The organism is uncultured Azohydromonas sp., assembly GCF_937926365.1.
In the GTDB taxonomy this organism is placed as follows: domain Bacteria; phylum Pseudomonadota; class Gammaproteobacteria; order Burkholderiales; family Burkholderiaceae_C; genus Azohydromonas.
On sequence record NZ_CALAOH010000215.1, the window covers coordinates 25,265 to 52,241 of the forward strand.

28 protein-coding genes are annotated in these 26,977 nt (G+C 65.9%); 11 read left to right on the forward strand and 17 right to left on the reverse strand.

Annotated features, from left to right (window positions below):
- Positions 1–141: 141 nt before the first annotated feature.
- On the reverse strand, positions 142–1,317 hold the full coding sequence (locus Q0741_RS23620; protein WP_298235640.1) for an ATP-binding protein: 1,176 nt from the start codon (positions 1,315–1,317) through the stop codon (positions 142–144).
- A gap of 54 nt (positions 1,318–1,371) precedes the next feature.
- Positions 1,372–2,037 (reverse strand): hypothetical protein, encoded by a 666-nt coding sequence (locus tag Q0741_RS23625; protein WP_298235641.1) that lies wholly within the window; start codon positions 2,035–2,037, stop codon positions 1,372–1,374.
- Positions 2,038–2,085: 48 nt separating this feature from the next.
- On the opposite strand from Q0741_RS23625, the gene Q0741_RS23630 reads away from it, so the two are divergent.
- Both Q0741_RS23630 and Q0741_RS23635 read left to right on the forward strand, forming a co-directional pair.
- Positions 2,086–2,586 (forward strand): hypothetical protein, encoded by a 501-nt coding sequence (locus tag Q0741_RS23630; protein ID WP_298235642.1) that lies wholly within the window; start codon positions 2,086–2,088, stop codon positions 2,584–2,586.
- A gap of 294 nt (positions 2,587–2,880) precedes the next feature.
- Entirely contained in the window at positions 2,881–4,104 is a 1,224-nt protein-coding gene (locus Q0741_RS23635; protein WP_298235668.1) for an NRAMP family divalent metal transporter, read from the forward strand.
- Positions 4,105–4,311: 207 nt separating this feature from the next.
- On the opposite strand, the gene Q0741_RS23640 is transcribed toward Q0741_RS23635, so the two are convergent.
- From Q0741_RS23640 to Q0741_RS23665, 6 genes are all read right to left on the reverse strand, one after another.
- Positions 4,312–4,779 carry a hypothetical protein gene (locus tag Q0741_RS23640; RefSeq protein WP_298235643.1) on the reverse strand — a complete coding sequence of 156 codons (468 nt, stop codon included), beginning with the start codon at positions 4,777–4,779 and terminating at the stop codon, positions 4,312–4,314.
- A gap of 30 nt (positions 4,780–4,809) precedes the next feature.
- Positions 4,810–5,688 (reverse strand): ChbG/HpnK family deacetylase, encoded by an 879-nt coding sequence (locus Q0741_RS23645; RefSeq protein ID WP_298235644.1) that lies wholly within the window; start codon positions 5,686–5,688, stop codon positions 4,810–4,812.
- The gene (locus Q0741_RS23650) at positions 5,685–7,163 is read right to left on the reverse strand and encodes a glycosyltransferase family 39 protein (RefSeq protein ID WP_298235645.1); all 1,479 of its coding nucleotides are present in this window, start codon (positions 7,161–7,163) and stop codon (positions 5,685–5,687) included. The genes Q0741_RS23645 and Q0741_RS23650 overlap by 4 nt, the downstream gene beginning before the upstream one ends.
- The gene (locus Q0741_RS23655) at positions 7,160–8,170 is read right to left on the reverse strand and encodes a glycosyltransferase family 2 protein (protein ID WP_298235646.1); all 1,011 of its coding nucleotides are present in this window, start codon (positions 8,168–8,170) and stop codon (positions 7,160–7,162) included. The genes Q0741_RS23650 and Q0741_RS23655 overlap by 4 nt, the downstream gene beginning before the upstream one ends.
- Positions 8,167–8,532, reverse strand: coding sequence for a GtrA family protein (locus Q0741_RS23660; protein ID WP_298235647.1), 366 nt, complete (start codon positions 8,530–8,532; stop codon positions 8,167–8,169). Before Q0741_RS23660 ends, Q0741_RS23655 begins: the two co-directional genes overlap by 4 nt.
- 85 nt (positions 8,533–8,617) lie before the next feature.
- Entirely contained in the window at positions 8,618–8,833 is a 216-nt protein-coding gene (locus tag Q0741_RS23665; RefSeq protein WP_298235648.1) for a hypothetical protein, read from the reverse strand.
- Positions 8,834–8,970: 137 nt separating this feature from the next.
- Between Q0741_RS23665 and Q0741_RS23670 the strand changes: the two genes are divergently transcribed.
- Together Q0741_RS23670 and Q0741_RS23675 are read left to right on the forward strand one after the other, a co-directional pair.
- Complete coding sequence (locus Q0741_RS23670; protein ID WP_298235649.1) at positions 8,971–10,617, forward strand: phosphoethanolamine transferase; 1,647 nt, start codon at positions 8,971–8,973, stop codon at positions 10,615–10,617.
- A gap of 32 nt (positions 10,618–10,649) precedes the next feature.
- The gene (locus Q0741_RS23675; protein ID WP_298235650.1) at positions 10,650–11,318 is read left to right on the forward strand and encodes a phosphatase PAP2 family protein; all 669 of its coding nucleotides are present in this window, start codon (positions 10,650–10,652) and stop codon (positions 11,316–11,318) included.
- A gap of 25 nt (positions 11,319–11,343) precedes the next feature.
- On the opposite strand, the gene Q0741_RS23680 is transcribed toward Q0741_RS23675, so the two are convergent.
- A complete protein-coding gene (locus tag Q0741_RS23680) occupies positions 11,344–11,787 on the reverse strand; it encodes a universal stress protein (RefSeq protein ID WP_298235651.1) in 444 nt (147 codons plus the stop codon).
- A gap of 151 nt (positions 11,788–11,938) precedes the next feature.
- On the opposite strand from Q0741_RS23680, the gene Q0741_RS23685 reads away from it, so the two are divergent.
- Positions 11,939–12,103, forward strand: a complete 165-nt coding sequence (locus Q0741_RS23685; protein WP_298235652.1) for a hypothetical protein — start codon at positions 11,939–11,941, stop codon at positions 12,101–12,103.
- A gap of 40 nt (positions 12,104–12,143) precedes the next feature.
- On the opposite strand, the gene Q0741_RS23690 is transcribed toward Q0741_RS23685, so the two are convergent.
- The 5 genes from Q0741_RS23690 to Q0741_RS23710 form a co-directional block, all read right to left on the reverse strand.
- Complete coding sequence (locus tag Q0741_RS23690; RefSeq protein WP_298235653.1) at positions 12,144–14,669, reverse strand: cation-translocating P-type ATPase; 2,526 nt, start codon at positions 14,667–14,669, stop codon at positions 12,144–12,146.
- 93 nt (positions 14,670–14,762) lie between these two features.
- On the reverse strand, positions 14,763–14,927 hold the full coding sequence (locus tag Q0741_RS23695; RefSeq protein ID WP_298235654.1) for a rubredoxin: 165 nt from the start codon (positions 14,925–14,927) through the stop codon (positions 14,763–14,765).
- A 35-nt stretch (positions 14,928–14,962) separates the two neighbouring features.
- Complete coding sequence (locus Q0741_RS23700; protein ID WP_298235655.1) at positions 14,963–15,700, reverse strand: cytochrome b/b6 domain-containing protein; 738 nt, start codon at positions 15,698–15,700, stop codon at positions 14,963–14,965.
- A gap of 20 nt (positions 15,701–15,720) precedes the next feature.
- Positions 15,721–16,254 (reverse strand): diheme cytochrome c, encoded by a 534-nt coding sequence (locus Q0741_RS23705; protein ID WP_298235656.1) that lies wholly within the window; start codon positions 16,252–16,254, stop codon positions 15,721–15,723.
- Positions 16,255–16,283: 29 nt separating this feature from the next.
- Entirely contained in the window at positions 16,284–16,664 is a 381-nt protein-coding gene (locus Q0741_RS23710) for a DUF1924 domain-containing protein (RefSeq protein WP_298235669.1), read from the reverse strand.
- A gap of 249 nt (positions 16,665–16,913) precedes the next feature.
- Here Q0741_RS23710 and Q0741_RS23715 point away from each other — a divergent pair, with 249 nt between their 5' ends.
- Genes Q0741_RS23715 through Q0741_RS23725 form a run of 3 tightly spaced genes read left to right on the forward strand, consistent with a single transcriptional unit; the run spans position 16,914 to position 19,417 of the window.
- The gene (locus tag Q0741_RS23715) at positions 16,914–17,234 is read left to right on the forward strand and encodes a PepSY domain-containing protein (protein ID WP_298235657.1); all 321 of its coding nucleotides are present in this window, start codon (positions 16,914–16,916) and stop codon (positions 17,232–17,234) included.
- A 27-nt stretch (positions 17,235–17,261) separates the two neighbouring features.
- Positions 17,262–17,924, forward strand: a complete 663-nt coding sequence (locus Q0741_RS23720) for a response regulator transcription factor (protein ID WP_298235658.1) — start codon at positions 17,262–17,264, stop codon at positions 17,922–17,924.
- Positions 17,925–17,932: 8 nt separating this feature from the next.
- Positions 17,933–19,417, forward strand: a complete 1,485-nt coding sequence (locus tag Q0741_RS23725; protein ID WP_298235659.1) for a sensor histidine kinase — start codon at positions 17,933–17,935, stop codon at positions 19,415–19,417.
- Positions 19,418–19,471: 54 nt separating this feature from the next.
- Here the strand turns inward: Q0741_RS23725 and Q0741_RS23730 are convergent, their stop codons facing one another.
- The 3 genes from Q0741_RS23730 to Q0741_RS23740 all read right to left on the reverse strand — a co-directional run bounded on the left by Q0741_RS23730 (position 19,472) and on the right by Q0741_RS23740 (position 22,849).
- Positions 19,472–19,750 (reverse strand): glutaredoxin domain-containing protein, encoded by a 279-nt coding sequence (locus Q0741_RS23730; RefSeq protein WP_298235660.1) that lies wholly within the window; start codon positions 19,748–19,750, stop codon positions 19,472–19,474.
- 1,287 nt (positions 19,751–21,037) lie between these two features.
- The gene (trfA, locus tag Q0741_RS23735; RefSeq protein ID WP_298235661.1) at positions 21,038–21,925 is read right to left on the reverse strand and encodes a plasmid replication initiator TrfA; all 888 of its coding nucleotides are present in this window, start codon (positions 21,923–21,925) and stop codon (positions 21,038–21,040) included.
- Between the two features lie 744 nt (positions 21,926–22,669).
- A complete protein-coding gene (locus Q0741_RS23740; protein ID WP_298235662.1) occupies positions 22,670–22,849 on the reverse strand; it encodes a hypothetical protein in 180 nt (59 codons plus the stop codon).
- Between the two features lie 319 nt (positions 22,850–23,168).
- Between Q0741_RS23740 and Q0741_RS23745 the strand changes: the two genes are divergently transcribed.
- From Q0741_RS23745 to Q0741_RS23755, 3 genes are all read left to right on the forward strand, one after another.
- Positions 23,169–23,834: a glutathione S-transferase family protein gene (locus Q0741_RS23745; RefSeq protein WP_298235663.1), complete on the forward strand. Its 666-nt coding sequence runs from the start codon at positions 23,169–23,171 to the stop codon at positions 23,832–23,834.
- Between the two features lie 711 nt (positions 23,835–24,545).
- Complete coding sequence (locus Q0741_RS23750) at positions 24,546–25,607, forward strand: hypothetical protein (protein WP_298235664.1); 1,062 nt, start codon at positions 24,546–24,548, stop codon at positions 25,605–25,607.
- A 425-nt stretch (positions 25,608–26,032) separates the two neighbouring features.
- Positions 26,033–26,827 (forward strand): hypothetical protein, encoded by a 795-nt coding sequence (locus Q0741_RS23755; RefSeq protein ID WP_298235665.1) that lies wholly within the window; start codon positions 26,033–26,035, stop codon positions 26,825–26,827.
- Positions 26,828–26,977 lie beyond the last annotated feature (150 nt).

Sequence of the window (26,977 nt, forward strand, 5' to 3'; positions counted from 1 at the left end):
CGTGAACGTCACGGTCAAGCGGCTGGTTGTCACGGCACGGGAGATGGCGAGGGACTGGCAGCGCGTCGAGGATTCATCGCGCAAGCTGGCGCAGCAGGTCCGTTCAACGGACCGCCCAGCCTGCACACGCGCCGGGCCGCGTCAACCGGCGCTGGGCAATGCCTGCGCCACATCCCACACCGGCAGCACGTCCACCTTCTCGGACAGCGGGTAGCGCCGGGGCACCGGTGCCAGGACAAAGGCACGTTCGAGCTGCAGGTCATCGATGGCCTGCCAGAAGCCCCGGCTGGGCTTGGGCGCCGACGAGAACTTGATCTCCACGCCGGTGCGCCGCCCCCGGTGCTCGATCACCAGGTCGAGCTCGGCGCCTGCAGCCGTGCGGTAGAAGCCCAGTTGCGCATCCGCGGGCAACTGCGTGGCCACCTGTTCGACCACGAACCCTTCCCACGAGGCGCCGGCCACGGGGTGCCCCTGCAGGTCGCGCACCGTCGCCAGGCCCAGCAAGGCGTGCAGGATGCCGCTGTCGCGCAGGTAGACCTTGGGGGACTTCACCAGGCGCTTGCCGACGTTGGCCAGGAAGGGCTCCAGGCGCCGCACCATCAGCGTGTCCACCAGCAGGTCGAGGTAGCGCGCCACGGTGGTGTGCGCGGCGCCGCCCAGCGCCACGCCGAGCTGCGACGCATTGAAGAGCTGGCCCTGGACGTGCGCGAGCATCGTCCAGAACCGCCGCAGGGTTTCCGCGGGCACGCGCACGCCCATCCCGGGCAGGTCGCGCTGCAGGAAGGTGCGGATGAAGTCCTGGCGCCACACGTAAGCGGCCTCGTCGTCTGCGGCGAGGTGGCTCAGCGGGAAGCCGCCTCGCAGCCACAGCGACTGCAGTGCGCCCAGGTCCGGCGCAGCGGCGTCCAGCACCTCGGCCACGGCCAGCGGCGCCAGCTCCAGGTACGCGATCCGGCCCGCCAGCGATTCGCTCGTCTGCCGCAGCAACTCTCCCGACGCCGAGCCCAGCAGCAGAAACCGCCCGGGCCGCCGGTCGGCGTCGATCTCGGGACGCAGCGCCGAGAACAACTCCGGCACGAACTGCACCTCGTCGATGACCACGAACCGGTCACGGTGCGCGGCCAGGAACAGCTGCGGCTGCGCCAGCGCCGCGCGGTCCGAGGCGAGCTCCATGTCCAGCACCAGTGCACCGGGCCGGTTGGCGGCCAGCTCGCGCGCCAAGGTGGTCTTGCCCACCTGGCGGGGTCCCAGCAATGCCACGGCCGGCGACTGCTCCAGGCGCCGCTGGGCCAGTGCCTGCAATTTGCGTTTTATCATCCTTGCATTTTGAGCGACTGTCGCTCAATTTCCAAGGATGTAAGCGGCCACGATTCAGTGTGCCGGCGCACTGTCGATGATCTCGGCGAGGTCCCAGGCCTGGATCGCTTTGGGCGGAGGATGGTTGGTCACCGCAATGCCGATGCGGCTCACGCGCGTCATCACGCGCAGCTCGCCGATCCCCATGTTCAGCAGGACGTCGGCGACCAGGGCGCCGGGGAGGCCTTGGTCCATCTCGGTCACGGCCGAGCTCGGCACGAAGCACGCCACATCGAAGGTGCCGGGCACGTTGGTGCTGGGCTCGGCCATGAATCGCACCTGCTGGACCGGGATCTCCTGGCCGAGGATTTCCAGCGAGGCCAGCTCGCTCGCCATTTCCTTCGGCGCCGGCGGCGCGAACGCGCAGACCTGGATGCGAGGCGGCATTGCCGGCGCCACGGCCACGAGCGCCTGCACCGCCTCGATGCCGTCGGGATCGTGGTTGCAGCTGATGGCGATGCGCAGCACGGCGCTGTCACAGGCGGGCACCTGGTCCACCTCGACGGTCAGCAGTGGGTCGATGTCGGCGGCGGCGTCGCGCAGCGTCTGCACGACCCGGCCGATGCGCTGGAGGCCGTCCTGGAGCCCGTGCTCGGCGGGCGATGCATCCAGCAGCTCACACAGCGTTGCCGCGCCGTCCACCACGATTTGCCAAAAGTCGTGTGCCTTGTCTTGGTCCATAGCCTGTTGTCGTCAGGGATCGAGTCTGAGCAGCCGGGGAGCACGCCCATGGACGAAATGATGCCTGCCGCGGCGTGGCACTCTTGGGGCATGCCAGACGCTTTCGATCCCCGGCCGCCGCAGGAGTTGCTTGCCTTCTACGACCGTTTCTCGGCGCGGTTCCGCTCGCCCGGTGTTCGCCTGCGCGGTTACAGGCTGAGGTGGCTTGCCTTTCGCAACGAGGATCTGGACCGGGGCATCGAGCGCGCGGTGCTGGACTTGGCTTGGGGTGATGAGTCGGTCACCGCGCAAGCCGAGTTCGTCGCGCGCGCCCGCGAGGAAGTCCAGGAGGGCTGCGCGCTGACCTTTGTGGAGGTCGGGCTCAGGAGGTCTCTGCTGTGCGGAAATGGTGAGCCGCTGGCGCCGGCGACGGTGGTGCTGGCGATCTCGATGTGGCGCTCTGGCCACCCCTGTGGCCTTATCGGGCGCATTGGACTGGATGCCGAGGGCCGGCCCATGGGTTCGGCGCAGGCGCCGTTGCCGCTGGTGCGCTTGGGTGGCTGGGCCTGAAGTTCTGTGCCACTTCTGGTGGTGCCATGCCGGGTCGTCGACCAGGAGATCGAACAAGCCGCACCCGGGCTCTGCGCGCGGCGGGGGTAGCAGATTCGTCAGCCAGCAACTTCCGCTGAGTCTGCTGTACTGTCGACCTGCCTCCAGGCCGCTTGCGCGGCGAGCCCGATGTACTGATTGGATTTAGCGGCGCTCGTGAAGCGGCGCCTTGCCCCGTGTATGCGCGGGCGACGGGGGAATTCCATGAACACCAACGCCCACAACGGCTTTGCCTAGCGGCTCGGGCCTGGTCATATCACCGGCGCGGCGGACGACGACCCCAGCGGCATCGCCACGTACTCCCAGGCCGGTTCGCAGTTCGGATTCGGCTTGGTGTGGACGCTGCTGCTGACCACGCCGCTGATGATCGGCATCCAGATGCTCTCGGCGCGCATCGGCTGGGTCACTGGTCAGGGGCTGGCCGCCAACATCGCCCGCGTGTGCCCACGCTGGCTCACGCTGGCGCTCGTGAGCTTGCTGGTGGTGGCCAACACGATCAACATCGCCGCCGACATCGGCGCCATGGCCGAGGCGGTGCGGCTGCTGGTGGGCGGTCCTCACCTGGTCTACATCGTGGCCGCCGGCGCGCTGTGCATCCTGGGCCAGGTGTACTTTTCCTACGAGCGCACGGTGCGCGTGCTCAAGTGGCTGACGCTGGCGCTGTTCGCCTACGTGGCGGTCGTCATGTCGGTGCAGGTGCCCTGGCGCGAGGCGATCCAGGCGTCGCTGCGGCCCTGGGCGGTCGTGCCGGCGGGCACGACCGCCGCTGACTACGCGGGCATGGTGGTGGCCGTGCTGGGCACGACCATCAGCCCGTACCTGTTCTTCTGGCAGGCCGCGCAGGAGGTGGAGGACAACCACCGCCGTCCCGAGGCGACAAGGTTGCGGGATCACCCGGCCTACGCGGCCGAGCACTTGGCGCGTATCAAGCAGGACACCTATGTCGGCATGCTGCTGTCCAACGCGGTGGCGCTTTGCATCGTGGTGGCCACTGCGGTGACGCTGCACCAGCACGGCATCACGCGCATCCAGACCTCGGCGCAGGCGGCCGAGGCGCTGCGCCCAGTGGCCGGCGAGTTCGCCTTTGCCGTCTTCGCGCTCGGCATCATCGGCACCGGCCTGCTGGCGGTGCCCGTGCTCGCGGGCTCGGCGGCCTACGCCGTCAGCGAGCTCTTCGGGTGGAAGGCGGGCCTGTCCCGCGGCTTCCGCGAGGCGCGGGGCTTCTACGCCATCATCGTGGCGGCCACGGGCATTGGCACCGTCATGAGCGTGTTCGAGGTCGATCCGATCCGCGCGCTGGTGTGGAGCGCCATCGTCAACGGCGTCATCTCGGTCCCGATCATGGTCACGATGATGTGGATCGGGCAGTCCCGCCGTCTCATGGGCGAGCTCACGATGAGCCGGCGGCATCGCGTTTTCGGCTGGGCCGCCACGGGCGTGATGGCTGCCGCCGTGGCGGTCATGGTGCTCACGAGTTGATGCCCTGCACTGCCCTTGGATGCCACCGGTACCGGTGCGCCAAGACGCACATCGTCCAGCACAGCCAGGCCGACTACAGCGTGTGGCTGGGGAAATGCGCGCCCCGTACCAGCTGGGTCCAGCTCGTGAGGAGCCCGACGCCGAGCACAGCGCACAGCAGCCGGCGCGCACGCCGCGGCCGGTGTCCGCGCCAGAGGAAATACTGGCTCAGGAAAGCAAAGTCCGAAGCCGCGTGCGCGGAAGGGACGCAGTGGCCCGGCCCGGCGTCGCGCCCGCCCCAGGCCCAGTGCGGCACGTAGGCCACCGTACCGTGCCGCCGAACTCGGCCAGGTCCCAGGGACAACTGGCATGGCTCAGCCGTCTGAGGCCCAGCACCAGCAGCATGGCCGCCAGGCTCACGCCCAGCCAATACAGGCGCTCGCCTCGGGAAGGGCCTTCTTTCCTGGAACGCACAGCGCCGGTGGCCAGCAGTGCGAAGGCTGGCCATGCCAGGTTGCGTCCGCCCTCGTGCAGCACGATGCTGGTCGTCCAGGCATCCCGCAGCGCGAAGCCGGCGCTGCTTCCATAGTGGCGCGCCACGGGAAGGTCCCAGCCGCCGGTGTCCCAGGCCACCAGCAGCCCCAGGGCCATCAGCGCCACCGCGGCGTCCTGCCGGAAGAAGCTCGAGCGATCCATGTCGTCCTGGCGAACCTGTAACCGAATCCGTCAGGTCGTTGCCGGCCGGGCCGGCATGCGGCTGCCGTCCAGTACGTGCGACAGGCGCTCCACGCGCAACCCGTGCTGCAGCAGCAGTGCGCCAAAGCGTTCGCCGCCCAGCACGCCGTACTCCTGGTGCCGGGCCGCGCCGATCGGGTCTGTTGCCGGCGCGGCGACGGCCGGGTGGCACATCAGCAAATCCCCATGGCGCGCCTGCGCGCACCAGGCCGCCAAGCGCTGGGCATAGGCCTCGGCCGTGCCGCTGAAGCCGTAGACGCCCAGCAGGTGGACGTTCATCGGCAGTCCCACCGAGCGTGCGAGCCCGCGCAGCCGCCGCGCGCCCAGCGTGGCGATCAGTCGCTGCTTGCGATGGTCGGCCGCCGCAGGGCCCGCCAGCGCCAGCCCGGATGACGGCTGGGTGTCCCGCAGCCAGGGCTGCTGACGCGGATAGCGCCGCACCAGTTCCGCGAGTAGGGCTTCGCGAACGCCGGGCAACTGGTGCACGTGCTGGTGGCCATCCACGTGGTCGGGCGCGGCACCGACGCCATCCTCGAAGGCATCGAGCTGGGCCTGGATCTCGTCACGCAGCACTCGGGCGTCCAGGCGCCGCAGGTAGGCCGCAGCGATGAAGAGCGCCAGGCCGCGGTGCAGCGCACCGCCGCCGGCCTGCGTGAAATCCAGATGCAGCCCAAGGTCCGCCTGCGCCGACACGCTTGCCAGCGCGGACGCTGCTGCGCGCCAGCCCGGCGCGCGCGTCATGCAGCTGATGGCCGACACTCGCTCCTGCGCCGCCAGACGCAGCGCGGCCAGGTCGATTGCGGCGTCGAGCCCGAAGTCATCGACGCATACCCCGATGGGCACCGCGCCCGCCAGCGTGTCGTCGCTCATGGCGCCACGCCGGGTTGGGGCGCCGGCCCGGCGCTCAGCTGTACCAGCACCACGTCGCCGAAGCGGCCCTCGATGCGGCTGACGTCGAAGCCCACGGCGCGCAGCGTGTCCAGCGCATCGGCGCGCACCGCCACGAAGGCTCCCGCGCTGGCAAGGGCCGGCGGGATGTCGGCAGCCCGCTCGACGTGGCGGGCCTGATTGCGGCTGTAGAAGGCCGCGGAGAAAGCGCGTCCGCCGACGAAGATGAGCGGCTGCCCTGACGGATGCAGCGCCTCGTAGGCCCGCACCACCGGGCGCGCGGAGGCGGCCTCGATGGCGCCGCTGGCCCGGCCCGCGATGCCGCCGGCCAGCGCCAGGCCCAGCGAGATCACGAGCCCGGCGGCGGCCCAGCGCTCGGCCCGCAGCGGCTGGCGCACCCACCAGCCCGCGATCAGCAGCGCCACGGCCGGCAGCGCGGGCAGCGGGTATGTCCAGATGATGTTGCGCGCGGGCGTGAAGAACAGCAGCGGCACCAGCGCCCACAGCAGCAGGTACGCGTCCCACTCGCGCGCGTCCGCGGCGCGCGACTGCACCGGCTGCCCGCGCCCGCGCCAGGCCGCCAGCGGCAGCAGCAGCGTCCAAGGCAGCAGCGCCGCGGCGGCGAACAGCCAGATGGTGCCCGGCGCGTAGCGGTGCGCGGTGCCGTACAGGTCGCCCTGCCAGCCGGGCGTGACGAAGCGGTGCCAGTGCTCGCCCATGATGAAGTAGGCCAGGAAGCCCGGCGTGCGCCGCTCGGCCAGCCCGTACCATGGCAGCGCCAGCACCAGCGTCAGCACGGCGCCGCGCAGCCACGGCAGGGACTGCCACACCCGGCGCCAGCGCCGCATCAGCGCCGTCCACAGCAGCAGCGGCGCGCCGGCCAGCACCAGCGCCAGCGGCCCCTTGGCCAACAGCCCCAACGCCAGGCCGACGAAGAACAGCCAGCCCGCACGCGTGCGTATCGCATCCTCGGGCGCATGCAGCGCCAGCCAGAACGCGTGCAGGCACAGCGTGGTGCCCAGCACCAGCGCGCCGTCGGTCATCACCGCCCCGGCAGAGACCCAGAACAGCACCGAGCCCACCAGCACCGCCAGGGCCAGCCACGCCGTGCGGGCGTCACGGCGCCGGCCCAGGTCCCACGCCAGCGCGGCGATCAGCGCCGCGCACAGGAAGTGCGGCAGCCGCGCCGCCAGCTCGTTGACCCCCAGCAGCCTGAAGCTGCCCGCAGTCAGCCAGAACGACAGTGGCGGCTTGCCCCAGAACGGCACGCCCTCGGCATGCCAGGGCGTGATCCAGTCGCCCAGCTCGGCCATCTTGCGGCCGATCTCGCCGTAGCGGGCCTCGGTCGTGTCCATCAGCGGCAGCAGCACCATGGCGGCCAGCCGCGCCAGCGCCAGTGCCGCCAGCAGCAGTGCCAGGCCCGGCGCAGACGACAAACCGCCGCGCGGCAGCTTCATTGCCGCCCTCCGTGCGCCGCCAGCATTGGCCGCTGCGTGAACGCGGTCGCGGGCTCGTAGTCCTGCACCAGGAACAGCGGACGGCGCTTGCTCTCCAGCCACAGCCGGCCCAGGTACTCGCCCAGCACACCGATGGCCAGCAGCTGCAGGCCGCCCAGCATCAGCATGACCACGATCAGGGTCGGAAAGCCCGGTACCGGATCGCCATAGGCCAGCGTGCGCACGAAGAAATACAGGCCCAGGCCAAAAGCCGCCAGCGCGCTGAGCAGTCCCACCTTGGCCGCCACCTTCAGCGGCGCGATGGAGAAGGCCGTGATGCCCTCCAGCGCCAGATGCCAGAGCTGGCGCGCGCGCCACTTGCTATGCCCCCCGGCGCGCTCGGCCACGTCGAACTCGAGGGTTTCCTGCTGGAAGCCGATCCAGGCGAACAGGCCCTTCATGAAGCGGTTGTGCTCGGGCAGCAGGTTGAGCGCGTCCACCGCGCGCCGGCTCAGCAGCCGGAAGTCGCCCACGTCCTCTGGAATGGGGGTGTCGCTGAGCCGGTTGAGCGTGCGGTAGAACAGCCGCGCCGCCAGTCGCTTGGGCAGCGACTCATCCCCGCGGCTGCGTCGGCGCATGTTCACCACGTCGGCACCCAAACGCCAGGCTTGGACCATGGCTGGGATCATCTCCGGTGGGTGCTGCAGGTCGGCGTCCATGACGACCACGGCGTTGCCGCGCGCGTACTGCAGCCCCGCTGCCATGGCCTGCTCCTTGCCGAAGTTGCGGCTGAAGCGCAGCATCGTGACCATCGGATGGCTCAGGTGCAACTGGTGCAGCACGGCTGCCGAGCGGTCACTGCTGCCGTCATCGACGTAGACGATCTCGACACCGCCGGCGATGCCCTCCACGGCGGCCAGCAGCCGCCGGTGCAGCGCCGGCAACACCGCCTCCTCGTTGAACACGGGCACCACGACGCTGAGCGCGCAGGTGCCGTGGGCCTTGGGACGGGGCCAGGATGCGCTCATGAGACAAAGCTCCAGCGTTTGTTGAGGCCGTAGCCCAGGACGAGGCCGGCAGCGGTGGACTGGGCCTGGGCGAGCAGGTAGTGCTCGCCCAGCGCGGTGCCCAAGGCGACCAGTAGCGAGTTCAGCGCCGCGCTGAGCGCGGCCACGGTGAGAAAGCGCGGTAGGGTGCGGCGATGGCAGACTTCCACGTCGCGGAAGGTGAAGCGCCGATTGCCGGCATAGGCTAGCACCGCCCCGGCCAGCGCTCCGAGCGCTGCCGCCGCTGCGGGCGGCACGCGCACGGCCTCGACCAGCAGGGCCAGCAAGGCGTAGTGCACGGCGGTGGCCAGCCCGCCGACGGCCGTGTAGCGCGTGAAGCTCAAGCCACTCCCCCAAGCTCCTGTGCCAGCGACCTTAGCCCGTCCCCCTTAAAAGAGCGTGAATGGCGCGGACACGCCGGCTCCGACGTCAAGACAGCCCCGTGCATTGCACGCGCCACAGCCCGAACTTGCCGCTGGCAGCCATCAACTGCCAATCCACGAGCAGTGCGTCGTAGGGCTCGCCGTGCAGCGCGTCGGCTTCGCTCAGGCGGCCGCACCAGTCCACCACGTGGCCTTCCGCGCGCAGGAAGTCGCGCAGGCCCCCGCCCAGGATGTCGTCGTCTTCGAGCAGCAGCAGTCGCATCGCGCAGTGGTTTCCTCTGGAGGCCAGGGCCATCGGGCCCGTTCGCTTCAGGCTCTCTTCAGACCGGGCTGGCGCAATGGCGCGCCATGTCGCCATTGTCAATTGAGACCGCCACCGTCCCACCGAGCCGCCTGCCTTTGCCCGAGCGGCGTTTCGAGATACCGGCCACCGTGGAGCAGGTGGCCCTGGTGGCCAGCCTGTTCTGGACGCTTGCGGCCAACCGGCTGTTCTTCGCCGCGGCGCTGCACGGGCGCTCGCTGGCCGAGCCCGCCACCTGGGGCTTCGTGCTGGCGCTGGGCGTGATGCTGCTGGCGCTGCATGCCGCGCTGTTGCTGACGCTGCTGGTCCATCGCCGCCTGCTCAAGCCGCTTCTGGCCGTGCTGATCGTCGCTACCGCCTTCGCCACGCATTTCATGGAGCGTTTCGGTGTCTACCTGGACCCGTCGATGCTGCGCAACGTGCTGCGCACCGACGTGGCCGAGGCCCGCGAGCTCTTGTCATGGACCCTGGCGCTGCACCTGCTGTTGTACGCCGCCTTGCCGCTGGCTCTGCTGAGCCGCGTGCGCATCGTGCGCCGGCCGCCGCTGCGTGCGTTGCTCGTGCGTGGCCTGGCCCTGGCCGGCGCGGTCACGCTGCTGGTGGGGGCGCTGCTGTCGGTGTTCCAGCCTTTCTCGTCGCTCATGCGCAACCACAAGGAGATGCGCTACCTGATCACGCCGGCAAACTGGATGTGGTCGCTGGCCAGCGTGAGCGTGCACGATGCGCGTGGGGCGGCGCAGCCGCGCCAGGCCATCGGCCTCGACGCCGCACCCGGATTGTCCTGGGCCGCTCAGGCGCGGCCGCGGCTGCTGGTGCTGGTTGTGGGCGAGACGGCGCGTCGGGCCAACTGGGGGCTCGGCGGCTACGCTCGGCAGACCACCCCGCAGCTGGCGCAACTGCCCGTGATCAACTTCGCCGACGTCACGGCCTGCGGCACCAACACCGAGGTGTCGGTGCCCTGCATGTTCGCACCGGTGGGCCGCCGAGACTATGACGAGCAGCGCATCCGTGGCAGCGAGTCGCTGCTGCACGTGCTGGCGCGCGCCGGAGTCGCGGTGCACTGGCGTGACAACCAGTCCGGCTGCAAGGGCGTCTGTGACCACCTCAGCGCCGACGACACCGCGTCGATGAAGCCGAGCGGCTTGTGCGACAAGGGCCACTGCCTGGACGAAGCGTTGCTGCGTGGCCTGGACCAGCGCCTGGAAGACGCGCGCGGTACGCAGTTGCTGGTGCTGCACATGCTGGGCAGCCACGGCCCCGCGTACCACCGGCGCTATCCGCCGACGTTCAAGCGTTTCAAGCCGGCCTGCGAAAGCGATGACCTGCAGCAGTGTTCCGCCGCGGAGATCGTCAACGCCTACGACAACGCGCTGCTCTACACCGACCATGTCCTCGCTTCACTGATCCGGCTGCTGCAAGCCCACGCCGGGCGCGTGGACGCGGCCATGCTCTACGTCTCCGACCATGGAGAGTCCTTGGGAGAGCGCGGCCTGTTCCTGCATGGCATGCCCTATCCGGTCGCCCCGGCCGAGCAGAAGCAGGTGCCCATGGTGATGTGGTCCTCCCCCGACTTCGCTCGGGCCATCGGCCTGGATACCGCCTGTCTGCAGCGCCGCGCCATGGAACCGGTCAGCCACGACCACCTGTTCCATTCCTTGCTGGGCCTGCTGGACGTGCGCACGAGCCTGCACGAGCCTGCCTGGGACCTGAGCGCCGGCTGCCGCACGTCTGGGTATGCGAAGTGATGACACGGCACAGGACCTTCTCCAGGCACGACATGCGGGTTGCGCTGCTTGCCCTTGCGCTCCTGGCTGCATGGGAGGCCACTGGCTGGGACCGGACGGTCGCGCGCTGGCTCGGCGATGCCGCGGGCTTTCCCATGCGCGACGCATGGCTGACCAGCACGTTGCTGCACAACGGCGGCCGCCGGCTCGCCTGGGCGGCGCTGGCCCTGTCCGCATGGGACGCGATACGCCCCTGGCAGGCCGGCCCCTCCAGGAAGGAGCGGCTGTACTGGCTCGGTGTCACCGTGGCAGGCTCGATGCTTGTGCCCGGCATCAAGCGCCTAAGCGACACGAGCTGTCCCTGGGACCTGGCCGAATTCGGCGGGCATACGGCCTACGTGCCGCACTGGGCGTACTGGGGGCGGGACGGCGGACCCGGTCACTGCTTTCCGTCCGGCCATGCGGTGGCGGCATTTGCATTCCTCAGCCTGTACTTCCTCTGGCGTCCATACCGCCCGGTCCTTGCGCGCTGGCTGCTCTTTGGTGTCGTCGGGCTGGGCTTGATGTTCGGCTGGGTGCAGCTGGCCAGAGGTGCGCACTTCCCCAGCCATACCTTCTGGTCCGCGTGGTTGTGCTGGGCGTTGTGCACTGCAGCGGCTGCGCGTCAGCAGCACCTTCACCGGTGTTCGCCGCGGAGCCCGATTCCGGTTGCGCACGGCTGAAGCGACCGGCCGTCGTGCCCGCATCTCAGCGAACGATCAGCACCGGCGTCTTCGTCGAGGCCAGCACCTTCTGCGCCACCGAGCCCAGCACGGCGGCACCCAAGGCCCCGCGCCCGTGGCTGCCCATGACGACCAGGTGGAAGCGGCCCGAGTTGGCCAGGCGGGCGATCTCGCGCTCCGGCGTGCAAACCTTGTGCAGGAAGATCGGCTGAATGCCGTGCCGCCTGAGGAAATTGCGCACCGGCCGCAGCACGCGCTCGGCGTCACTCGCGTAGTAGCCCTCGACGCTGGGCGGATCGGCCAGGGCCGCCGCACGGTGCGGCAGCGGCGGCACGCCGTGGAAGACGGTCCACTCGTGTCCGCCGTCGCACCAGCCCTCGTGCGACACCAGATGGGCCAGCATGCGCTTACTGCAGTCACTGTCGTCCACCGCCACCAGCATCTTCACGTCGATCATCTCCCCAGTCATGGACCGCCAGGTTCCTGCGCCACGCACTTGCGGCTCGCCACTCGCACCGCAGCCCGGAGATCGTTCATCACCGGTTCAGCTGCCGCCGGGCACCATGCAATTACCGATGCATCGAGGCGCTGTTGCCAACATGCCGCCAGGAGACTTGCACATGAACCCGGATCTCAGGAACTTCGTCAGCTCGCTCACGCGCGTGCTGTTGCCCATCGCCTTTGCCGTCGCGACCACCGCTTTCGTATCAATTCCCATGACGCTCGGGCACATCCCCGGTGATGCAGTGGTTGCGCGCGTACCGGTTGACGGACACATGACCTGACGCAAGCCGTCGCGACACATTCCCCGCACGCGCGTTGGCGTCACGCACGCTGGGACCGTGCCACGCTACCACGACCGTCGGGGCCCAGCCAGCGCCTGGCCAGCTCGAACGGCACAGCCATCAGCAACCCGGCCACGACGCAGCCGAACCAGAGCCCCGGCGGCAGCGCGGCGAAGCCGAAAAGCTGGGCCACGGCGGGCACGCCGGTGGCGACGAACAGGGCCGCGATCGTGGCGGTGACGACGAGGCGGCTCACGGCCGTCAGGCCCGTGAACAGCCGCGACCAGCGGCGGCGGCCGGCGCGGCTGGGCAGGATCAGCGCGGCGTTGGCCGCCACCAGCGCCGTGAAGGCCGCTGCCGGTGCCAGCGACGACAGCGTGGCGCTGGAGTGCATCTGCGCGTACAGGCCCATGACGAGGGTGGTGGCCATCGCGCCCTGGAGCAACGATTGCAGGACCGAGCCCAGTGGCAGCAGCGACTCGGCACGCCGGCGGGGCGGCTGGCCCATGAGGTCGGCGTCGTCGTCCTCGGCCTCGAACACCAGCGAGCACGCCGGGTCGATCACCAGCTCCAGGAAGGCGATGTGCATGGGCGCCAGCACCACCGGCAGTCCCAGCATTACCGGCAGCAGCGCCAGGCCGACGATGGGCACGTGCACCGCGACGGTATAGGTCAGCGCCTGGCGCAGGTTGGCGTAGGTCCGGCGGCCGTGGTGGATGGCCGTGACGATGGAGCCGAAATCGTCCTGCAGCAGCACCAGCGACGCCGCCTCGCGGGCCACGTCGGTGCCGCGCTGGCCCATGGCGACGCCGATGTGGGCCGCCTTGAGCGCCGGGGCATCGTTGACGCCGTCCCCCGTCATCGCCACTACCTCGCCGCGCAGCTCGAGCGCCTCGACCAGGGCCAGCTTCTGTTGCGGGCGCATGCGTGCGAACACGCTTACCTCGCCCGCCAGGCGCACCAGCTCGTTGGCCGGCAAGGCCTGCAGTTCCTCGCCGGTGAGCACCCGGCTGGCGTCGAGGCCCGCCTGCAGGGCAATGGCCTGCGCGGTGCGGGGATGGTCACCCGTGATCATCAGCACCCGGATACCGGCGCGACGGCAGGTCGCCACCGCCTGCGGGACCTCGGGGCGCAGCGGATCGGCCAAGGCCACCAATCCCAGCCATTCGAAGTCGAAGTCATGTTGCACGGTCGGCCAGTCCTGCTGGACCGGGTGACGCGCCTTGGCGACCGCCAGCACTCGCAGGCCCCGTCCGGCCAGCGCGGCCGCCTCGGTGCGGACCCTCTCCAGCGCGCCGGCGTCGAGGTGGCACAGGTCGGCAATCGCCTCCGGCGCGCCCTTGGCCGCGACCATGTCGTCGACCCGGCCCCGCTCGCGCCACAGGTGGCTCATGGCCAGCAGCTCCGGCGCCAGCTCGTACTCGCGCGCCAGTGCCCAGGACGGGTGCAGGTGCTCCGTGCCCGCGAGCTGCGCGGCCGCCAGGCGGTGGAAGGCCTGCTCCATCGGGTCGTGCGGCTCGATCTCGCTGGCCAGCACCGCGTACTCCAGCAGCTCGTGGAAGGCTTCGGGCAGCGCCGCGTCGCGGAGCTCGCGCACGTCGAGCGCCTGCCCGCCCACCGACAGCACGGCCACGGCCATGCGGTTGAGCGTGAGCGTGCCGGTCTTGTCCACGGCCAGCACGGTGGTCTGGCCCAGGGTCTCGATGGCGCCCAGCCGTCGGGTGAGCACCTGCTGCGCGGCCAGGCGTCGTGCGGCGAGTGCCAGGAACACGATCATGATGACCGGGAACTCCTGCGGCAGCACGCCCATGGCCAGCGTGATCCCGGCCAGCAGGGCCTGCAGCCAGCCGCCGCGCAGCAGCCAGAACAAGGCCACCAGCAGCGCGCACAGCGCCAGGCCCACGATCAGCAGCCGCCGCGTCAGCCGGGCCACGTCGTCACGCAGCGGCGAGGCTTGCAGTCCGATGACCTGCAGCGAGGCGCCGATGCGCCCGAGCTCCGTGTGCCGGCCCGTGGCCTCGACCCGCATGGCGCCCTGGCCGCTGACCACCAGCGTGCCGGCGAATACCCGCTCGTTGCCGGCGGGCTTGGGCACGGGCTCGGATTCGCCGGTGAGCATGGACTCGTCGGTGGCCAGCTCGTGCGCCTGCAGCAGCACGCCGTCGGCCGCGATGCGGTCGCCCTCGGCCAGCAGCAGCACGTCGCCGCGCACCACCTCGCGCCCGGGGATGCGCAGCGCCGCGCCGCCGCGCACGGCCAGCGCCCGTGGGCTGGAGAGGTCGCGCAGCGCGTCCAGCGCCCGGTCAGTGCGGCGCTCCTGCAGCACCGTCACGGCCATGATGATGACGACGAAGCCCAGCAGCACCAGCGCCTCGCGCGTGTCGCCCATGACGGCGTAGATGCCACCCGCGCCCAGCAGCAGCACGAACATCGGCTCGCGCACGACCTCGCCCGCGATGTCCAGCAGGGTACGGCGCCGGCTGGTGCCCAGTTCGTTTGGGCCCTCCCGGCGCAGCCGCTCGGCGGCTTCGTCGGGAGCCAGGCCCGGGGGCAGGTCGCGTGCCATGCCCTCGCGGCCTCACGAAAGGTGCAGACGGCTCATCCGGCGCAGGATAAGCGCAGCCCCGGGCCCGGTCCACGCGGCCAAGGACGCATGCGCTCACGACTCCATCGGCACGAAGTCGGCCTTGCCGATGTTGCACTCCGGGCAGCGCCAGCTCTCGGGCACGTCGGCCCAGGGCGTGCCGGCAGGGATGCCGTGCTCGGGCAGCCCGGCGGCTTCGTCATACACCAGCCCGCAAGCTGGACACACGTAGGTCTTCATGGTGACTCCCTTCAATGACGGCCGGGGTGGAAGAGTCAGTCGTCGCCGTCATGCGACCGCTCGGAATGGCTCGCCGGACCGGGCAGCAGCCCGTTGGGTGAGAGGTGCCACTGCCAGGCGCCGAAACCCAGCACCGCCAGCAGCAGCAGCGCGGCCAGCCAGCGCTGGTCCTTGCGCACCAGGTCGGGCCCCGGGCCGGAAACGCGGCCGGTGAGCATGGGCAGCGCCTGGTTCTGGCGCCGCAGGACGCTCGACAGGGCCATCAGCGCCAGGTGCGCGGCCACGACGGCGAGCAAGGTGTTGGCGAACAGCTCGTGCACCTCCTCCAGCCACTCGCCGCCCCAGTCGCTGTAGGTGGCATAGCCGCTGAGGGTCAGTGGCACGACGCCCAGCAGCAGCACGGCGATGGCGCCGGCCATCAGCAGGTTCTGGCCCTGCCGCCAGTTGATGCGGGTGGCCGCACCGCCGCTGGCCAGCGTGCGCAGCCAGGCCGGCGCGCTGGCGAGCTTGCGCCACAGCAGCGACAGCCGCGCGTGGCGCGGGCCGATGAGCCCGTACACGAGGCGAAAGCCCAGCAGTCCGGCCATCGTGTAGCCCAGGGTCACGTGCAGCGCACGCCAGTGCTCGGAGTCTCCTGTCAGCCAGCCGCCGGCAAAGCTCAGCGCGAAGAGCCAATGGAACATCCGGGTCGGCGCATCCGTGACGCGCCGGCCGCGCTCGGCCTGGGCAGGCACGGGACGGCCGGCGGCCGCCATCGTCTCGGCTTGAATCATGGTGTCTCCTTGGGGGGAATTCAGTCCTGCCAGGCGTGGCGGTGGCGCTCGTCGAGACCAGCGGGAAAGCGCAGGCCGCGCTCGTCGAAGTTGCCGCGGTCGGCCCCGCTGTGGCAGGCGGCGCAGTTGGCGGCGCTCTTGACGCTGGCGTGCTTCCATACCGCGGCGTCGATGCCGCGGTGCTCGCGCCTGAACCAGTTCGACTGCGTGATGCGGTCCTGGGGCGGCTCCTCGGCGACGCGCTTGTAGGTGCCGGCATGGGCCTGCAGCCAGGCGGCCAGCTGCTGGACCGTCTTCTCGTCCAGCGACGCGTCCGTGCCGTAGTGCTTGTCCAGGCCCGACATCACGCGCTGCCACGAGAGCGCCGGCAGCATGCCGGGCGGGTAGGCGGTGTGGCAGGAGCCGCACTCCTGTGTGTAGGCCTTGGGCGTGTTCGCGGGCAGCAGCTGGCGCTCGTCGGCCTGGGCCGGGAGCGCCGCCGCCAGGGCCAGCAGCAGCCAGGCGGCCCAGGGCAGCGACGGATGTGACGGCAGGCGGTGGAATTGCGCGTTCATCGACGTTCTCCTCGGTGAAGGGTCGAGCCTCAGCGCATGAGGCCGAGCAGGTAGGCCAGCACGTCGGCCTTTTCGGTGGGCGTGCATTCGCGCTGCGCGACGTCCTTGCAGTTGCGACGGAACCACTTGTCGACCTTCGCGGTGTCCGTGAAGGACTGTGGATTGAAGGCCGGTGCCAGTGCCGCGATGGGCTTGCCGGTGCTGGCATGCTTGCCGGCACTCGTGGGCGGGTTGCCATGGCACGACGCGCAGGACCACTCGCCGCCATGGCGGCTGGTGAAGAAGATCCGGCCGCGCTCGGCCTGGCCCGGGGTAGCGGCCTGGGCGCTGAAGCGCTCCAGTTGCTGGGCCGCCGTGGTATCGCCAGCCCGGACCGTGCCGGCTGCCGCGGCAAGGCAGGCCGCCAGCATGACCGCAGGCAGCCAGTGAGGGCAGCGATCTTTGATCCAGGTCAGCTTGGCGTTCATTGCGGGTTCCTCGCGGCGGTGTCGTTGCGGGTGTTGGAGGCATTCTTCGCAACGAGGCCTGAACGTTTCCTGAACCGGCTGTTCATCTGCGGTTCAGCCAAGACGCCGAAGACTGGCCGCATGACATACCCGCCTCGCTCCCTCCCGGCCACCGGCCCCGGTGCGGTTCGGCCGGCGCGCATCAGCCGGCAAATGCCCTGGCTGCTGGCGGCTTGTGTGCTGTGGATGGCCTTGCTGGCGCACGCCGACGAGAGTGACCACGAGCGCGCCCGGGACGCAGTGCAGTCAGGCCAGGCGCTGGCGCTGCCCGTGCTGCTGGAGCGGCTGCAACGCTCCCACCCGGGCCAGGTGCTGGAGATCGAGCTCGAGCGCGACGACGGGCGCTGGGTTTACGAGGTGAAGCTCCTGCAGCCCGGCGGCCAGGTGCTGAAGCTGGCGGTCGATGCCCGAGCGGCCGAGGTGTTGAAGCAGCGCCCCAAGGGCCCGCCGCCGGCGCAGGGGCCGGCCCGGTAAGGGACTGAGGAACACGAGGGAGGCACGATGAGATTGCTGCTGGTTGAGGACGAACCCACCTTGCGGACGCAGCTGCGCACTGCCTTGCAGCAAGCCGGCTATGCCGTGGACGAGGCCGACAACGGCCGCGACGCCGAGCACCTGGGCGACACCGAGCCGTTCGACGCGGTCGTGCTCGACCTCGGGTTGCCGATCGTCGACGGGCTGACGGTGCTGCAGCACTGGCGCAGCGCCGGGCGGACCATGCCGGTGCTCATCCTCACCGCCCGCGACAGCTGGCACGAGAAGGTGGCGGGCATCGACGCCGGTGCCGACGACTACCTGGCCAAGCCGTTCCACATGGAGGAGCTGCTCGCTCGCGTGCGGGCCCTTATCCGGCGTGCCCAGGGGCTGGCTTCGCCGCTGCTGCAGTGCGGTGCCTTGAGTCTGGACACCCGCAGTGGCCGCGTGACCGTCGGCGGCCGTCCGGTGCCCTTGACCTCGCACGAGTACCGGCTGCTGTCCTACCTGATGCACCGGCCCGGCCAGGTGGTGTCACGCACCGAGCTCACCGAGCACCTGTACGCCCAGGACTTCGACCGGGACTCCAACACGGTCGAGGTCTTCATCGCCCGGCTGCGCCGCAAGCTGCCTGCCGACGCCATCGAGACGGTGCGCGGCCTGGGCTACCGGCTCGCGCACGTCGCGTGAGGATGGGCATGGCGTTGCCGTTGCGGTTGCCGCGGTCGCTTCGCTGGCGGCTGCTGGCGGCCACGCTTGTGGCCACGGCCGTGGCCGTCCTGCTCGCGGGCTGGCTGCTGTCCGGACTGTTCCGCGAACACGTCACCCGCCAGCTCGTGGCAACGCTGACCACCGAGCTCGACCAGGTGACGGCGCGGTTTGAGGTGGATGCCAACGGGCAGCCCTTGCTCGATCCGGCACGGCTGAGCGATCCGAGGTGGACCCGGCCATATTCGGGCCTGTACTGGCAGATTGACGAGATGGCGGGCGCAGCGCCCCGACGCGGCGTGCTGCGCTCCCGCTCGCTGTGGGACGCCGAGTTGCAAGCGCCTGCGGATGCGCCGGCAGACGGCGAAGTCCACGTGCACGAGGCCGCCGGGCCTGGGGGCGCCGAGCTGCTGCTGGTGGAGCGCACGGTGTGCATGGCTGCCGGCGGTGCCCCGGCTTGGCGCCTGCTGGTCGCGGCCGATCGCGGTGACATGGCCGCGGCGGTCGCCCAATTCAATCGGCTCCTGGCGGCTTCGCTGGCGGTGCTGCTGGGCTTGCTCATGGCGGCAGCCACGGCGCAGGTGGCCATGGGCCTGGCACCGCTCAAGGCGCTGCGGCGCGGGCTCAACGCCGTGCGCGAGGGCCGGCAGCAGTTCCTGGAAGGGGAGTTTCCGCACGAGGTCCAGCCGCTGGTCGACGACTTCAACGGCGTGCTGCAGCGAAACACCGAGATCGTGGTTCGCGCCCGGACACAGGCCGGAAACCTGGCCCACGCCATCAAGACGCCGTTGGCCGTGATGGCACAGGGAGCGACTTCGGCACAGCAGCATCCCGCGGCGCTGGCGGCGTTGCCTGCATTCGTGGTCGACCAGGTGGAGATGGTGCGTCGCCACGTCAACTGGCATCTGGCCCGCTCGCGTGCCGCGGCGGCGCAGGGCATGCCGGGCGTGCGCGCCGAGGTGGCGCCGATCGTGCAAGCGCTCGTGCGCGTGATGTCGCACGTGCATGCTGAGCGCGGACTGGCGTTCGACATCGACGTCGTGGAGCCCGGACTGGCCTTTGCCGGGGAGGAGCAGGACCTGCAGGAGATGCTGGGCAACCTGATCGACAACGCCTGCAAGTGGGCGCGCAGCTCGGTGCATATCGCGGCGTCCCGGGTACCCGAGGCAGGGACACCGCAACTGCGCCTGGTCGTCGAGGACGACGGGCCGGGCATTGCGGCCGAGGAGCGCAAGCATGCCTTGTCGCGCGGCGTGCGCCTGGACGAGGCCGCACCCGGCAGCGGCCTGGGGCTGGCGATCGTGCAGGAGCTCGCCGAGCTCTACGGCGGCAAGCTGACGCTGTGCAGCGGACGGCTCGGCGGGTTGAAGGTCGAGTTGCTGCTGCCCCGCACTCGCTCGGCGATGCCTTCCACAACAGTGCCCAATCGGCTGGCTGATGACGTTGCAGTTACCGACGGCCACACCGGGCACTGAACCAGCCTGCACTTCGTGTCGCAACCGCTGTCACATGGTCGGTGGTGAGTGCAGTCAAAGTCCGATGCGTTTCAAAGCCGACTGCAGACCCACGACGCCGCCGACGTGCTGCTCGTTGATGAAGACCTGGGGCAGTTGCTGCACGCGCAGGTCAAAGCGTTTGAGGAACGCCGTGCGCTGGCCCTGGTCGTGGATCTGGATGAGCTCGAACGGCAAGCCCTTGCTGTGCAGCAGCTTCTTTGCGGTGTCGCATTGAGGGCAGGCGGGCTGGCTGTAGACGACGATCCTGAAGTTCATGAATGGCATGGTGGCGCGAAGGCCGCCAGTATCCATGCATCTGAAACGACCGCACTGCACAACATACCTGAAATCTCTCAACTACTCCCAGACCAAGTCCCATCCTCCCCTGATCGCCCTTTCTCCCCCTCCCCCTACCTCTCACGGCCGAAAAGACGCGGACCAAAGACCGAGCTGGGCAGGGAGGCGGGCTTCCCCTTCTCCCCCCTTCAACAGCGCGACCGGATCAGGCACATCAGAACCACGAGGAGCCCCTACCCCACCCAACACCCCCTCCTGACCCGCCCTTTTCCCCCTATCCCCACCTCGAAGCCCAGGGCCGCGAAAAAAGTCCAGGCTGAACAGGCAGGCTGTCTTGCCCTGACTCCCCCTCAAAGCCACGGCGCGTGCAGGAGAGAGACGGCTGGGCCTCGACCGGCCTCAAAGGATTCAGGGCCGAGCGAAGAGGCATCTGTTGGGCAGGAAGGTAACCGGTATGTTGTAGGGTACGTGCGGCATGCGTTGCGCGCCGCCGCTGCTGGAACTGCAGGATCGGTTCGCTGACTCCTGACGGAGATTGCGACAACGATGCCGGCCCCAAATGTCAAGGCCGGCCGCGCAAGGTCTTACCCTGAAGCATGACACGCGTGCTGGTGGCGTTGCCTGTACGATCACAGGTGAGCGAACAACAGTCAGCGGACTTGCTTGATTATCAGTGGTCGCTGGGTCGATTATTAATGCCTCACAAACATACGAACTAAACACCATTATTCAAAATCAACCTATGTGAATTTTTCGTTTTTTTCTGGAAAATGGTGCACTGAAACCTATTTCTCTAAGCTTGGATCACTGAGGCTCTTTGGTACAGATGCTATCGTAGAAAATCTAATTTTTATGATCTTACAAAATTGATGCATTGCTGAATGCTTTCGCTTGCTCGACGAAGAAGCGCACCAATTTCCTTTATACCCACGACCGTCCCAATTCAGTCGGAGGCCCAACCTCTGGCGTCATGTACGTATAACGCTGTTCTGCTTCAGTGTCTCGATTATCTCACGGACTATAACACTTGGTGAGACGGGAAGTACTTGAGTTAACACTTGACGAGAACTTATCCGCACATCAAGCCATTCGCCGTCCATAGAAAACCGCCAGTCTTGTTCTCCTAGCTTTGTAGCGTATTTCAATATTGGTTCACTTAACACGTAGCATAATTTAAGCGACACTTGCTGCGAGTCTGTGAGAGGTCCTTTGCAAACAAAAACTTGGTCCAAGTTTCCGCCCCATTAATTTTTTAATTCATCAAGATTTTGCCTCAGTTTTCGAACTGAAGCTACCAAACAGTCAGGCGACCGCCGTGGCACCGCGTGTTCGTGTCACGTTGAGCACACCAGCTTTTTCAATGCGCGACTTCGTAATTTCCCATGAGTCCAAGAATCGCTGGCGTTTAAGTTCATCCAATGCTTCAATCAAGCACAGGCGGAAAGACGCAACGCGCTTGTTCTTCGAACCACACATCCCGTGCAGCTTGGAGACGGAATAAGGGAACGGGTCCCTGTGCGTGCTGTAAAACGCATGAAGCCACTTTGCCAACGGTGAAAGCGCTAGGCGCTGCTCCCACTCGACCAACGAATAATTGGTAGGCAGATAGAGGGTCACCAGCGCCTTGCTCAGTTGCAGACCCCATACCGCACGATCGTCCTTGCCTTCGGCATCCCAGCGCAGCTCGGTAATCAAGTTGGTCACCAGCTGACGACCCGGGGCAATCCGCTCGTCCTTTATGCGGACTTCAGCGCCCTTGAGCCGCAGGACACAGTCTCGCAGTCGCTGGTAGTCCTTCTTGCTTCGGCCCCATCCCAGCGCAACAAGCATGGTGTGGGGAACCACCGTGAACTCTTGGCCCACATCGGTCATGCGTCCGAAATGGACGACCTGCAGCCACACGTCCAGATCGTCCTGACGCAACTCCTCGCCAGAAAAAACCAGCTCGAACCCTTCCGCGGTGAACAGTGCGGTCGGCCCCGTGCGCTCACGCGGCTGTTTCCAATGAGACGCCGTGAACAGGGCGGCACGGGCGAAGTGGTTGCACAGGCCACGCAGCGGCTCGTGCCAAGGTTGGAACAGCTCGCCCTGCTCGCCCGTCTTGAGCGGCAAGGGCACACCGACAGCGCCCACACGCTCTACAGCAGCAGCGCGCAGACGGCTTTCAGCTTCGTCAGTGAGCTTCTTCATCCGCGCTCGGGCGGCAGCAGTAATCGCGGTCATGGTAAGCGGCGCGGACGTTGATCCTGCAAAGTTAGCACGGCCCCTTTCGTGTTTTGACGGACAGCTTTCGTGTTCTGACGGACGTTTGATCCAGTCCGCCTCTGCCATCAGCCCAACATCGTGTTTTGACGGACAACGGCACTCGTGTTCTGACGGATGCGTCGGTTCGTGTTCTGACGGACAGGTTTCGTCGTTCGACCGCAGATCCTTCGTGCTTTGATGGACACACTGCTTCGTGTTTTGACGGACACGTTTCGGGTTTTGACGGCAACACCATCGTGTTCTGACGGACAGTCTTCGTGTTTTGACGGCACGGCAACCTAAACTTTCTGAGCGCCGACAACAGCTTACGGTGGCTATCCACAGGCGTAATCTGTATTTAACTTCTTCTAATCAGCCCCGCGGCGACCGGCATGCTGGTTCTGGACGTCGCACGAGATGTCCGTCAAAACACGAATGGCAGCACAACGGCATGCCCAATGGCAAGAAACCGCTGACCAGAAAAAGGCACGGACCTACGGACGTCATCGGCTCTACAGGTGGCGTGCACCATCCTGGGCAGAGCAACCTTTGGCGAATCCTGGGCATTGCAGTAACGCCGCGCGCTGGCCACATCGATCTGCCGGCACTTACCGAGGAGCCCAACGTGTGCTGGACGTAGTCATCCGCCCTCTCTAGGGACGTTTCGTGGTCTCGAACCGTCGGCGCCAACTAAGCCAGCCGGTGCCACAGCCCGGAGCCACCATAGGCCTCGGCGAAGGCGCGGGCCACGTGCTGCGTGAGCAGTTGGGGCGGCCAGCCCGCAGTCCTTTGACGCCAGTGCACAGCCGCCTGTCCATGCCCCGGTGAATCCGCGGTGAGCTTGATGGCCACGCTGACGCTGGCCGCCATGCCAACGAAGCGCTCCTTGTCGATACGCTACAGGATGTCGCAGCCGGCCAAGCCGCACAGGAAAGCCAGCACGCCCCTTTACGCAGCGTGCCGTGTACGCCCTGTTCGGATTTTGAGGTGGCTGCTGAGCCAGCTCCAGGCCTGCCCATGGGTGGTATCGAAGGGCTGGACCAGCAGCACGGTGCAGGGAGCCGCTTCGCTTAAAGCCAGGCTGCGGAGTTGCCACTTTCCGCCGTGATGGCCCCCAACCAGCGTTGTCCGGAACATTCCTTGCCGACACGCATGGCGCCGGGCATGAGGCTCGGCCAAGGAGCCCACCATGATCACGCTCCATGGCTTCGCTCACCGCCTACCCGAGCTGGCAATGGGCCACACCCGCGATCTGCGCGTGCAATGGGCGCTGGAGGAAGTTGGTTTGCCCTACCGGGTGCGCGGCTTGGACCTGCTCGCCGGCGAGCTCAAGCGTGAGGAATTCGCCCGCCTCAGCCCGTTCCAGCAAGTGCCGGTGATCGAGGATGACGATATGGTGCTGAGCGAGTCCGGCGCCATCGTGCTGTACTTGGCGGAAAAGGCCGGCAAGCTGATTCCGCCCGACATGCGCGGCCGGGCCGAGGTGACGCGCTGGTGCTTCGCGGCGCTGACCAGCGTGGAGCCAACACTCATGCAGATTGCCTTCCTCGACGAAGGCATCGAGCCCGGGCCCGACGCGCCGCGGCGGCGCGCTTTCTACATCGAGCTGGCCGGGCGCTGGCTCGGCGGCATGCAGCGGCGCCTGTCGGAAGTGCTGTACCTTGCGGGCACGGAATTCACGGTGGCCGACATCCTGTTCACCACCGTGCTGCAGATCGTGGACGCGGGTGTGGTGACGCCCTACCCGGCGCTGGTGGACTACCGCCGCCGCTGCGAGGCACGGCCGGCTTGGCAGCGCACGCTCGACGACTACAAACGGCGCCTGAATTTGGCGCCGGGGGCGGCGCGGCGTTGAGGATGCCTGACAGTTCCTGGACCAGCACGCGGGACGTGAATAGCGCTACCTGCTGGCGTTGCCGACATGGGCACGCATCAAACTTTGGGGGCGCTTGCTGGCTGGACTGGGCGTCGCCGCCGCAGTAGCGGTGCGGGGTGGGGCAACTGCGCGTGCGTGCGGCCGCGCCTGCAGGTCAAACGGCGAATTCAGACCCACCGGACCGCACTTGGCCAGCCACTGCGGCACGCAGAAACGGATGCATTTGCGGCCGACTGCAGCGCCAACGTCACCGAGCCCGGTCACAGCCTTTCCTGCCCCGGCAACGCGGCATCATCACCTCCCATGTACCAAACTGAAGACAACATACCCAAGGGCTGAATCAAGTCCGTTGCCAAGCTCACCCGTGAATCCCTGAGCGCTCGCGTCGCTGGGCTGAACGCCGAGCTGGCTGAGGCTGAGGCGCAGCTTCGCGAGCTGATTCAAACCAGCAGCATGGGCCAATCTTCTGTGTACTGCTTACAAGTCCCACTTATTTGCATGCAAGTACCAACATTCCTGAACTTTTGCCACTGCCCTAAACTTGCACTGAAGCAGCAATCGCCCATTCAAGTAGAACGATGCCTCTTGTGCAATCAATAGGTTCCGCGTAAGACAAGCATGGCATCATTGACGTTGGCACTAGAGGTCCTAAGACCAGGATCTAACAGAAAATAGATAGGGCTGACGCTGATGAGCGCATTAATTTTGGACGCAATTGAAAGAAGAGATATGTTTTCCGTGTTTCGCTCAGCGTTTCATGCAACAGATCTTGAAGTCTCCCAAGGATGGGAAAAGACCAAGATTGCGTTACTTTCAAATCTTGCCAACGACGCGCGCAGAGACGAAGTCGAAGAATGCCTGCAGGCCTGCTACCAGGACAATATCAGGTTTGCACAGAAAGCAATTTCACTTTGGGCCCTTCCTGATGAAGCAACAGCAGGAGCTCTTGCTAGTGCCTTAGATGAGTTCATAGACAGCGATAGCCCTTATAGGGTCGCCTATCCGCTCCCATTGCCTCATGACGTCCTGGCATCTTGCCGCGTACTCGGGGTACCTACTGCTGTAGAGCGAGACGGCACACGATCTACCATCATTTTTGCCGGTAAACGTTGGGTCAACGAAGAGTGTGAACTATCACCTGAAAATCTCACCCTAGAGGCACAAGAGGAATATTCTGGACTGTTCGAAATAAGGGCAAAGAGAAGGATTTCCTATCCGGTATTTGATTGCTTCACGATTCATCCAGAAAGAAGGCTTGTAGAGCTGCGCATAGATAAAGCAAAATATGAAAATGAGGCGGAAATAATTAAAATAAGGACAGCCCTGCAAGAAAAATTTAATCGTCTAGCACGTGCCCATTGCGGCATTGAGCGTGCCTTAGGAGACCCGCTTAACCTTTATTCGGCACTTCTTCCTCTATACAAAGGAGAGGGATGGAAGGTTCAATGCATTGAACATGCAAATGATGGTGGATATCTAAACAAAAACAAGGGTAGACACCGTAGTTCTGATGTGCGGGAAGACGACTATCACGTTGCCGGAGAAGAAGCCGTACCTCAGATCCATTTGCACAGCTTGACGGCGTGCTGGGACCTAGGTTTTGGAAGTCCTAAACTTATTCTTCACGGACATTCAAAAATTCTCAGCACACACGCACCAAATATTGATTACGCTAAAGTCTTAGATTGCTGGGACGAGGGCTCATACATGACTGTGCTAAATAGTCTCATAGATTCTCTGTCGGCATCATGATCAACTCAAGCTTAATAAAACAAGAGTTTGCAAAGAGGTTTGGGCCGGAAACTCCGGAGACGGATTGCTGCGCTCGTCTCTTTGATTTTTTTACAAAAACCAAAAGTAGCTCATTAAGGCATCTTACTTACGTAAGACTACGAGATATATCCAATTACCCGGACACGGTGCTTATAAGCGCACTACTCTTTCTAAGTAGCGCTAAGATAAATATACTGGACCAGAGATATGAATTCTTGGACACAGAAGACGATGAATACATTGAGATTGAACCAGACGTAGTATCAAGCGCAATAAAAAACAACGAATTCTATCACCCAGAAAGCGGCAAAAAGGTCGAAAATTTCAAAAGAAATCTTTTTATTTATTATAAGATCTCTGATGAATTCAAGTCTCACGTTGATAGTGGCAGGGTTGAATAAGTGATGGAAACCACTCCCGTTGGAAGCCTGCTCCACTACGAAACTGTATGTCTTCTGGATCCACTATTAGCAAGGCGTCTCAAGAGGTCTACGGTCAGCACATACCAAGATTTTATTTCCATGCTGATGGAGGATATGGATAGGGTTTGCGAAAAAGTCCAGGAGCGACGCGATCAATACTATGACAAAAAAGAAGATTTAATTACTTCAGTAATTGTGATTGCCTTGGACGCAATGGATTACAATGCCACTCACGATACTAAGATTGGTGGCCACGTTGATATTGTGGTCAGAGGCAAAAATCCATCATTCCTATGGATTGGTGAGGCCAAGAGGGATAGCTCCATATCGTGGGTCTCCCAAGGGTTTGTTCAGCTTTGCGACAAGTACGCTACAGGCAATAAGAACCAAGATCATGGTGGACTGTTAATATATTGCCAAAACAAGGATGCAGTTGGCCGCCTCACTGAATGGGAGGAAAACCTAAGAGCACAAAACCTTCCTGAGTATGAGAAAGAGGCGTGTCCTCTTTTGCCTGAAACTGCCTTTATATCAAAACATCGGCTCTCTACTAGCGGTACAAAGTTCAAGGTTAGGCACATTTCGCTTAATCTTAACTTCTACACAGGGAAAATTCCCCCGCAAAAAGAAGAGCCTGCTGCAGAAGTAGAGGTACCCTCAGAAGGAGGCGTAGATTCATCTTTGCCGACTACTAAAAAAGAAGAGCCTCCTATCAGAACCAGAGCTGCAAAGAAAACAGCAAGAAGAGCCACACGGGGAAAGGAGCAAGGTCGGTAGATATTTATTGTTTCATATACAGAAACGCCAGTTTGGGATTATGGTGCATTTAAGAACTGTAATTCCGGTGTTAAGGATCAAGGTTGTTCTGGGGGCAGGGTCGTTCACTTCTACCTGGGATAATGGCCAGATGGTGAGGAAGTGACGGCA

Excerpts from the sequence above, each read along its gene's own strand:
- Q0741_RS23620 (WP_298235640.1), bottom strand. The coding sequence starts at position 1,317 with ATGATAAAACGCAAATTGCAGGCACTGGCCCAGCGGCGCCTGGAGCAG.
- Q0741_RS23625 (WP_298235641.1), bottom strand. The coding sequence starts at position 2,037 with ATGGACCAAGACAAGGCACACGACTTTTGGCAAATCGTGGTGGACGGC.
- Q0741_RS23630 (WP_298235642.1), top strand. The coding sequence starts at position 2,086 with ATGGACGAAATGATGCCTGCCGCGGCGTGGCACTCTTGGGGCATGCCA.
- Q0741_RS23640 (WP_298235643.1), bottom strand. The coding sequence starts at position 4,779 with ATGGATCGCTCGAGCTTCTTCCGGCAGGACGCCGCGGTGGCGCTGATG.
- Q0741_RS23645 (WP_298235644.1), bottom strand. The coding sequence starts at position 5,688 with ATGAGCGACGACACGCTGGCGGGCGCGGTGCCCATCGGGGTATGCGTC.
- Q0741_RS23650 (WP_298235645.1), bottom strand. The coding sequence starts at position 7,163 with ATGAAGCTGCCGCGCGGCGGTTTGTCGTCTGCGCCGGGCCTGGCACTG.
- Q0741_RS23655 (WP_298235646.1), bottom strand. The coding sequence starts at position 8,170 with ATGAGCGCATCCTGGCCCCGTCCCAAGGCCCACGGCACCTGCGCGCTC.
- Q0741_RS23665 (WP_298235648.1), bottom strand. The coding sequence starts at position 8,833 with ATGCGACTGCTGCTGCTCGAAGACGACGACATCCTGGGCGGGGGCCTG.
- Q0741_RS23675 (WP_298235650.1), top strand. The coding sequence starts at position 10,650 with ATGCGGGTTGCGCTGCTTGCCCTTGCGCTCCTGGCTGCATGGGAGGCC.
- Q0741_RS23680 (WP_298235651.1), bottom strand. The coding sequence starts at position 11,787 with ATGACTGGGGAGATGATCGACGTGAAGATGCTGGTGGCGGTGGACGAC.
- Q0741_RS23685 (WP_298235652.1), top strand. The coding sequence starts at position 11,939 with ATGAACCCGGATCTCAGGAACTTCGTCAGCTCGCTCACGCGCGTGCTG.
- Q0741_RS23690 (WP_298235653.1), bottom strand. The coding sequence starts at position 14,669 with ATGGCACGCGACCTGCCCCCGGGCCTGGCTCCCGACGAAGCCGCCGAG.
- Q0741_RS23695 (WP_298235654.1), bottom strand. The coding sequence starts at position 14,927 with ATGAAGACCTACGTGTGTCCAGCTTGCGGGCTGGTGTATGACGAAGCC.
- Q0741_RS23700 (WP_298235655.1), bottom strand. The coding sequence starts at position 15,700 with ATGATTCAAGCCGAGACGATGGCGGCCGCCGGCCGTCCCGTGCCTGCC.
- Q0741_RS23705 (WP_298235656.1), bottom strand. The coding sequence starts at position 16,254 with ATGAACGCGCAATTCCACCGCCTGCCGTCACATCCGTCGCTGCCCTGG.
- Q0741_RS23710 (WP_298235669.1), bottom strand. The coding sequence starts at position 16,664 with ATGCTGGCGGCCTGCCTTGCCGCGGCAGCCGGCACGGTCCGGGCTGGC.
- Q0741_RS23715 (WP_298235657.1), top strand. The coding sequence starts at position 16,914 with ATGCCCTGGCTGCTGGCGGCTTGTGTGCTGTGGATGGCCTTGCTGGCG.
- Q0741_RS23720 (WP_298235658.1), top strand. The coding sequence starts at position 17,262 with ATGAGATTGCTGCTGGTTGAGGACGAACCCACCTTGCGGACGCAGCTG.
- Q0741_RS23725 (WP_298235659.1), top strand. The coding sequence starts at position 17,933 with ATGGCGTTGCCGTTGCGGTTGCCGCGGTCGCTTCGCTGGCGGCTGCTG.
- Q0741_RS23730 (WP_298235660.1), bottom strand. The coding sequence starts at position 19,750 with ATGGATACTGGCGGCCTTCGCGCCACCATGCCATTCATGAACTTCAGG.
- trfA (WP_298235661.1), bottom strand. The coding sequence starts at position 21,925 with ATGAAGAAGCTCACTGACGAAGCTGAAAGCCGTCTGCGCGCTGCTGCT.
- Q0741_RS23740 (WP_298235662.1), bottom strand. The coding sequence starts at position 22,849 with ATGGCGGCCAGCGTCAGCGTGGCCATCAAGCTCACCGCGGATTCACCG.
- Q0741_RS23745 (WP_298235663.1), top strand. The coding sequence starts at position 23,169 with ATGATCACGCTCCATGGCTTCGCTCACCGCCTACCCGAGCTGGCAATG.
- Q0741_RS23750 (WP_298235664.1), top strand. The coding sequence starts at position 24,546 with ATGAGCGCATTAATTTTGGACGCAATTGAAAGAAGAGATATGTTTTCC.
- Q0741_RS23755 (WP_298235665.1), top strand. The coding sequence starts at position 26,033 with ATGGAAACCACTCCCGTTGGAAGCCTGCTCCACTACGAAACTGTATGT.